This window comes from Micromonospora sp. 4G55 (genome assembly GCF_016803375.1).
The window spans coordinates 1-6205 of the sequence record NZ_JAEVHN010000368.1 but is presented as its reverse complement, the minus strand read 5'-3'; the positions used below and the strand labels follow the sequence as shown (position 1 = coordinate 6205).

General features: G+C 74.0%; 7 protein-coding genes and 1 pseudogene. 2 read left to right on the top strand and 6 right to left on the bottom strand.

Going from position 1 to position 6205, the window contains the following annotated elements; all coding sequences use genetic code 11:
* The 3 genes from JNW89_RS24565 to JNW89_RS24555 all read right to left on the bottom strand — a co-directional run.
* Positions 1–343 (bottom strand): DUF664 domain-containing protein (locus tag JNW89_RS24565; protein WP_238450669.1); only part of this gene is annotated, 343 nt, incomplete at its 3' end.
* A gap of 117 nt (positions 344–460) precedes the next feature.
* Positions 461–1213, bottom strand: coding sequence for a GNAT family N-acetyltransferase (locus JNW89_RS24560; RefSeq protein ID WP_238450668.1), 753 nt, complete (start codon positions 1211–1213; stop codon positions 461–463).
* 304 nt (positions 1214–1517) lie between these two features.
* The gene (locus tag JNW89_RS24555; RefSeq protein WP_238450667.1) at positions 1518–2045 is read right to left on the bottom strand and encodes a hypothetical protein; all 528 of its coding nucleotides are present in this window, start codon (positions 2043–2045) and stop codon (positions 1518–1520) included.
* A 95-nt stretch (positions 2046–2140) separates the two neighbouring features.
* Here JNW89_RS24555 and JNW89_RS24550 point away from each other — a divergent pair, with 95 nt between their 5' ends.
* Both JNW89_RS24550 and JNW89_RS24545 read left to right on the top strand, forming a co-directional pair.
* Entirely contained in the window at positions 2141–2728 is a 588-nt protein-coding gene (locus JNW89_RS24550) for a hypothetical protein (RefSeq protein WP_238449657.1), read from the top strand.
* A 142-nt stretch (positions 2729–2870) separates the two neighbouring features.
* Entirely contained in the window at positions 2871–3566 is a 696-nt protein-coding gene (locus JNW89_RS24545) for an SGNH/GDSL hydrolase family protein (protein ID WP_238449658.1), read from the top strand.
* Positions 3567–3641: 75 nt separating this feature from the next.
* On the opposite strand, the gene JNW89_RS24540 is transcribed toward JNW89_RS24545, so the two are convergent.
* From JNW89_RS24540 to JNW89_RS39000, 3 genes and pseudogenes are all read right to left on the bottom strand, one after another.
* Complete coding sequence (locus JNW89_RS24540) at positions 3642–5000, bottom strand: hypothetical protein (protein WP_238449659.1); 1359 nt, start codon at positions 4998–5000, stop codon at positions 3642–3644.
* The gene (locus JNW89_RS24535) at positions 4997–5971 is read right to left on the bottom strand and encodes an alpha-ketoacid dehydrogenase subunit beta (RefSeq protein WP_238449660.1); all 975 of its coding nucleotides are present in this window, start codon (positions 5969–5971) and stop codon (positions 4997–4999) included. Before JNW89_RS24535 ends, JNW89_RS24540 begins: the two co-directional genes overlap by 4 nt.
* Positions 5971–6205 (bottom strand): annotated as a pseudogene (locus JNW89_RS39000) (thiamine pyrophosphate-dependent dehydrogenase E1 component subunit alpha); the annotation flags it as partial. The gene JNW89_RS24535 and the pseudogene JNW89_RS39000, both read right to left, overlap by 1 nt.

Sequence of the window (6205 nt, the reverse complement as noted above, 5' to 3'; positions counted from 1 at the left end):
CGATCGTCTGATCCGCGAACACTCCGACACGGCGATACAGGTCAATCAGCCCATCCTTCGTCTCGTCCTCGCGCGCGTACCAGTCTGCCTGCGGGTCCTCCTCGAACGCCTGCATGGGGACCAGCTCCTCAGGCGTCGGGAATTCGCGCCCGAAGGTGGGCCCGAAGTAGCCGGCTTCGACGTTGAGGCAGTGCTTGAGTACTCCCAGCAGGTTGTTGCCGGTCGCGGTGCGGGGCAGTCTGGCCTCGCGTTCGCTCAGCCCGTCGAGCTTCCAGATCAGGTCGTCGCGGATCGACTGAAGGTAGTGGTGCAGCGCAGTCTTCGCATCGTCCAGATCAGCCATGCCGGCAGTCTTCCTCATCCGCCGAGCCGGCGGGTGAGGTATCGCCTGCAAGATCAGCAGACGCCGGGTGGCCCGGGCCTCGGTCGGTGGACCTCAGCCCGGGTCCCCTGTCGGACCTCAGTCCATGGCGATGTAGAGCCGTTGACCGGCGGGTCGGTAGCCGACGCGCTCATACACCCGCCACGATTTCTCGCCGGAGGCCTCCAGCCAGGCAATCTCCACGCCGGTGGTGAACAGCCGCCGGGTGATGGCGGCGGTGATGGCGCCCGCCAGCCCCTGGCGGCGGTAAGGCGAACGAACGGCGATGCCCGCGACCTCGCTGACCGCGCCGGTGGGCGGGACCGCTCCGCCACCTCCCGCACAGGTGCCGTCGTCGGTGGCGGCCATGACGGTCACGCCGCCGGCGGCCTGCAGGCGCCGGAGCCGAGCCACATCAGCCGCGGAGGCCACCCGGTCGCCGCCGAAGGCTTCGTTCTGCGCGCTGATCAGCGCGGCGCGCTGGGAATCGGTGCCCGGTTCGCGCAGCTCGAGGTGGTCTGGCGTGGGTGGGGTCTGCAATGTGCCGGGCACACAGAGGAGGTAGGTGTGCCGGGCTTCCACGACGAAGCCGGCGGCGATCAGCAGTGCTTCCAGGCCGGGGGCGCAACTGACGATGTACTCCAGGCGGGGTCTGCGACCAGCCGCACGGAAGGCGGCGACCAGGGCGGTGACGTCGGCCGCGGTGATGGCGGTACCGGGACGCGGCGTCGCGTAGTTGATGTGGGGACTGGTCGTTGTCGGATCCACCCCGATCACGAACGGCCCCACTTCGACGGGCGCGGGTCGGCTGGACAGGTTGGCGACGACGGACTGCTGGATGCGGGCATCCATGATCAACGTGAACCTCAATGCATGGGAGAAGCTGCGATGGGTGGAGGAATCGTTGGACCGCTCACCGTGACAGAGCCGCGCGACGCTAATTCGTCGCGTGGTCGACACTCAGGCGGCCGCTCGGCCTACCCGGATCACAGGCGTCATTCCCTCATGCAGAGCGCCCACGCCGATCGCGTGGTCGGCTGCAAGGTTGCCGCAGCCGGCTTGAGCTGTCAACCCTTGATCACTCCCGCCTCCCGCGCCTGCCGGGTCGCTGCGTCGCCGGCCGAGGCGGGGCCGGTGCTGGCAGGACGGGGCGAGGTCAGGCGCCGGGCGCGTGAGAGGAAGCTACGCCCGGCGCGCCGGAGCGGAGCCCGGCCGGTCCGCCAGCGCCACACCGACCGCCTCCTCCGGCGTCTCGACGTGGCGCGGGCCGGACACCGGCCACTCCGGTGGCGTCCAGCACCCGCCAGCCGCCGAGCGACCACCACCGGCACCCGCCCCGGCGCATCGCCAGCGCCACCTCGCTGAGGGTGCCCCAGGAGCCGCCCACCGCGATCACCGCGTCGGCGCTCCACACCAGGACGGCGTTGCGGGCCTGCCCCAGGTTGGTCAGCAGCGTCGCCGAGGCGTCGGCGACCGGGCCGGGGGCGGTGCCGTCGTCGGGGCGTACCGCGATGACCCAGGCCGTGGTGGGCCCGGCGCCGGCGGCGACCGCGGCCATTACCCCGCCGCCACCTCCGCAGAGGACGGTCGCGCCGCGCCCCGCGAGCAACTCCCCCACCCGGCGGGCGTGGGCCAGCTCGGCCGGCGTCGCCGACGCCGGGCCGCAGACCGCCACCTGCACCACCCGGCCTCACCTCCACGGCGAGGTTAGCGCCGGGCGCGGCCACCCGGCCGGTACGCCACGGGAATGCGTGGACCGACGCTCCTACCATCCCTGGCATGGGACGTGACGGGGCGGAACCACCGGCACCACCTGGGCGCTGGTCCAGCGGCGGGGTCGGCTGGCAGTTGATCCTCATGGTCGGCGGCTTCGCCGCGTTCCTCGGGGTGCTCGGCCTGCTGCTGCTCGCGCAGGGGGTGGCCGCCACCCTCGCCGAGTACACCGGGTCGCCAGGCCAGGTGCGGGTCACCCGGTGTGTCCCGTTCGAGGGGAAGAACGAGGGGTGGACCTGCGCCGGGGAGTTCGTGGCCGACGGCGGGGCGTTCCGCATCGCCGAGGTGACGATCGAGCCGTACCTGGAGGAACGTCCCACGGCGCCAGTCTCGGCACGGGTCGTCGATCGGCGCTCCGACGAGGCCTGGATCCCGAGCCTGGTGCCGCTCACCGCCGGCGGCGGCGGACTCGCGTTCCTGAGTATGGCCGGGTGGGTCGTCTGGGGGGTGTTCCGTCCCGGCGACCCGGATGAGAACCTGTCGAAGCGGGCCCGCCGGCGCCTGGAACGGCAGCGGCACGGCCCGACCGGGCCGCCGCAGCTGGGCAACCGGGCCCGCAGCCGACGCCGCAGACGACGCCGGTCCGCAACGTGAGGTGGCTCCCCGGTATCGCGCTCCGGGGAGGCCACCTGGGCCGGGGTCAGAAGACGGCGACGCCGTACTTGCTCAGGGCCTCCTTGACCGGCTGAAGGACGGGTGTCGACGCCCGCCGCCCGGGTCGGCTAGCCTGCCGGCCATGCCATCGACGCTGACCGAAGCGACCGATCCGTACTGCCTGCGCGAGGGAGAGAGCGCCGCGCTGCTCGCCGGGCATCCGTGGCGCCGGTTCGTGGTGCTGGGCGACAGCGTCGCCGAGGGGATGTGCGAGCCGGTCGACGGGTACCCGCCGGTGCAGTGGGCGGACCGGATCGCCGCCGAGCTGCGCGCGGCCCGCCCCGGGCTGGCGTACCTCAACCTGGGCCGGCGGGGGCTGCGGGCGCACGAGGTGCGCGCGGCGCAGCTGGACGCGGCCCTGGCCTTCGATCCCGACCTGGCGCTGCTGGTCTGCGGCGGCAACGACGCGTTCCGGCCGGCCTTCGACCCGGACGCGGTCGACGTCGAGCTGGCCGCGATGATCGGTGCGCTGCGGGAGGCCGGGGCGGACGTGGTCACCGTCGGCATGTTCGACGTCTCGCACAGCCCGGCCGTCCCGGAGCAGGTCCGGCCCGGACTCGGCCAGCGGATGCGCCTGCTCTCCGCGCACACGGGGCGGCTCGCCGCGCGGCTGGGCACGGTGCACGTGCATCTCACCGACCACCCGGCCGGCGCGGACGCGTCGCTGTACAGCAGCGACGGCCGGCACGGCAGCGCCCGCAGCGACGCCATCGCGGCGGCGGAGACGGTACGCCGGCTCGGCGCCCACCTCGCCGCCCGAGGCGCATCCCGGCCGTGACCCGGGATCGTCTGTCGTCTCCCGACGCCGGCCCCGACCGGTCCCGCCGGAGACGACAGGCGATCCTCGGCCGGCTCAGTCGGTGAGCAGGATGCCGGTCATCAGGACGCCCCGGGCGAGGTTGAGCACCCCCTCGCAGCCGGGGTAGCCGACCCGGGCCAGCGCGCCGGAGCCGGTGCGGCCGAACAGGTACGGGGCGATGCTGTACGGCACCTCGGCGGTGACCACCTCCCCGGTCTCGATCTGCACGAAGTCCATCGCCACCCGGTCGGCCGGCATGTACCGCTGCAGGATGTTGCCGCCCCGCGCCACGGCCGCCCGCACCCCGTCGGCCCAGGCCGCCGCGCTCAGCTCCGGGCCGATCAGCACGTCGTGGCCCGCCGAGCCGTCGGCCGGCTTGGCCACCAGCTCCGCCTGCTCGGCCAGCGCCCGGTCCAGCTCGGCCTCGGTCAGCACCACCGTGTGCGGCACGTACCGGCGGATCAGGGCCTGGTCGTCGGCGGGGAGCTGGTCCAGGTCCTCGTAGAGCCAGGCGAAGTTGACCTTGTTGCCGAGCAGCCAGGCGGCGGCGCTGACGAACATCGGCAGGGTGCCGGCGGCAAGCGCCCCCGCCACCGCCTCCAGCCCCGCGCTCGGCGTGACCCGGTTGGGCACGAAGAGCCGGAACAGCGCGTCCACCGGCGCGCCGCCCACCACCAGCCGCCGGTCGGCGTCCAGGGTGGCGGTGGCGACCGGGGCGATGACCAGGTCGATGCCGAAGCGCCGGGCCTGGTCCGCCAGGGGCGAGAGGATCCGGATGAACGTCTCCGGGTCGTCCAGCCCCGGGTACTCGGCGTCGAAGTCCATCAGCAGCGCCACCCGGGCCCCGTCGGCAAGGCCCAGCTCGTCGCGGATCGCCACGAACCGCTGGTCCAGCAGGGACGGTGCCGGCCGCGCCGGCACGCCGTCGAGCAGGCCGCGCTCCCGGTAGAGCTGGGCGAACCGCTGGATCACCGTGTCGGCGTCGAAGCCGCCGCCGAGGCTGCTGTCGATGTTGTACTCGACGATCCGCGGCTCCCCGCCGGAGAGCAGCACGTCCGGCCGGTACGCGGCCAGCAGCGCCTCGGTCAGCGGCTCGTCCTCGTCGAGCAGCCGGGTCTCCCCCGCCGGCACGCCGAGCAGCCGCCGCAGCTCCCCCGCCGTACGGGCACGACGCCGGCAGGCGTCCAGGATGAGCTGGGCGATCCGGTCGCAGACCTCGTTCAGCTCGCGGAAGGAGTCGGCCGTCAGCACCGTCGGCCGGGCCAGCCGCCACTGCTTGTTGTACGTCGCCCGGCCGTGGAAGATCCGCTCCCACTCCTGCGCCCCGGCGGCGACCATCGCCCGGCGGGCCGCCTCCGGCAGGTCGGTCCACGCCCGGCCGGCCGCCGGCCACGGGTAGTTCACATCGATCATGATCCGTCCTTGGTCACGTGGTGGATGGCGGCGGTGAGGGCCGCCCGGCCGGGCTGTACGGCCCGGTCCAGCGCGGGCGCGAAGGGCAGCACCGCGCCGTCCGGGCGGGTGACCCGCCGGGGCGGGGCGGCCAGCGGCACCCGTTCCACGACACTGGCGATGATCTCCCCGGCGATGCCGCAGGACCGGTTGGAGTCGTCGAGCACCACCAGCCGCCCGGTCCGGGTCACCGAGTCGACCAGCCCGTCGAGGTCGAACGGGTAGAGCGTGCGCGGGTCGAAGACCTCGACCGAGACCTGGTCGGCCAGCTCCCCGGCGACCGCGAGCGCGTCGTGCACCAGGTGCCCGACGGCGACCACGGTCACGTCGTCGCCGGCCCGGCGCACCACGCCCCGGCCCAACGGCACCGGGGCGAGGGTGGCGAAGTCGACGTCCTCGCGGACGTCCAGCGCGCCGGCCGGGGCGAAGACCACCACCGGGTCGTCGTGCCGGATCGCCGAGACCAGCAGCCCGTACGCGTCGGTCGGGGTGGCCGGCACCGCGGTGACGATCCCGACGTGGGCGAAGAGCGAGTACGGGTGGTCGGAGTGCTGCCCCGCCCAGCCCGTCCGGGAGCCGGAGCCGGGCACCAGGTAGGTGACCGGGGCGGCGCACTGCCCGCCGGTCATCAGCGGGAACTTGTGCGCGTGGTTGACGATCTGCTCGAAGACCAGGAACAGCAGCGACGGGATCTGGAACTCCACCACCGGGCGCAGCCCGGCCAGCGCCGCGCCGGTGGCGAAGCTGGTGAACGCCTGCTCGGACAGGGGCGTGTCCAGGACCCGCTCCGGCCCGAACCGCTTGAGCAGGCCGGCGGTGACGTTCGACGCGGCCACCCGGATGTCCTCGCCGAGCAGGAACACCGCCTCGTCGCGGGCCAGTTCGTCGGCGAGCGCCCGGGTCAGCGCCTTGCGGTAGGACAGCCGTGGCATCAGCCACCTCCCGTCCGGGCGGTCAGCCCACTGGCGTACAGGTGGTCCAGCGCGCCGGCCGGGTCGGGCTCGGGGCTGGCCAGGGCGAACGCGACGGCCGCGTCGAGCGTCGACTCGACCTCCGCGTCGACGGCCGCCCCGGTGGACCGCGAGCATCACCTCCCCGGGTACGCGCCCAGCCGTGCCCCCTCGGCCATCCCGGCGCCAGCACGGCGAGCGCGCGCACGTGCGCGA

Bases quoted from the DNA above. Each gene is read 5' to 3' on its own strand.
- JNW89_RS24540 (WP_238449659.1), bottom strand. From the start codon at position 5,000: ATGATCGATGTGAACTACCCGTGGCCGGCGGCCGGCCGGGCGTGGACC.
- JNW89_RS24545 (WP_238449658.1), top strand. From the start codon at position 2,871: ATGCCATCGACGCTGACCGAAGCGACCGATCCGTACTGCCTGCGCGAG.
- JNW89_RS24550 (WP_238449657.1), top strand. From the start codon at position 2,141: ATGGGACGTGACGGGGCGGAACCACCGGCACCACCTGGGCGCTGGTCC.
- JNW89_RS24560 (WP_238450668.1), bottom strand. From the start codon at position 1,213: ATGGATGCCCGCATCCAGCAGTCCGTCGTCGCCAACCTGTCCAGCCGA.
- JNW89_RS24535 (WP_238449660.1), bottom strand. From the start codon at position 5,971: ATGCCACGGCTGTCCTACCGCAAGGCGCTGACCCGGGCGCTCGCCGAC.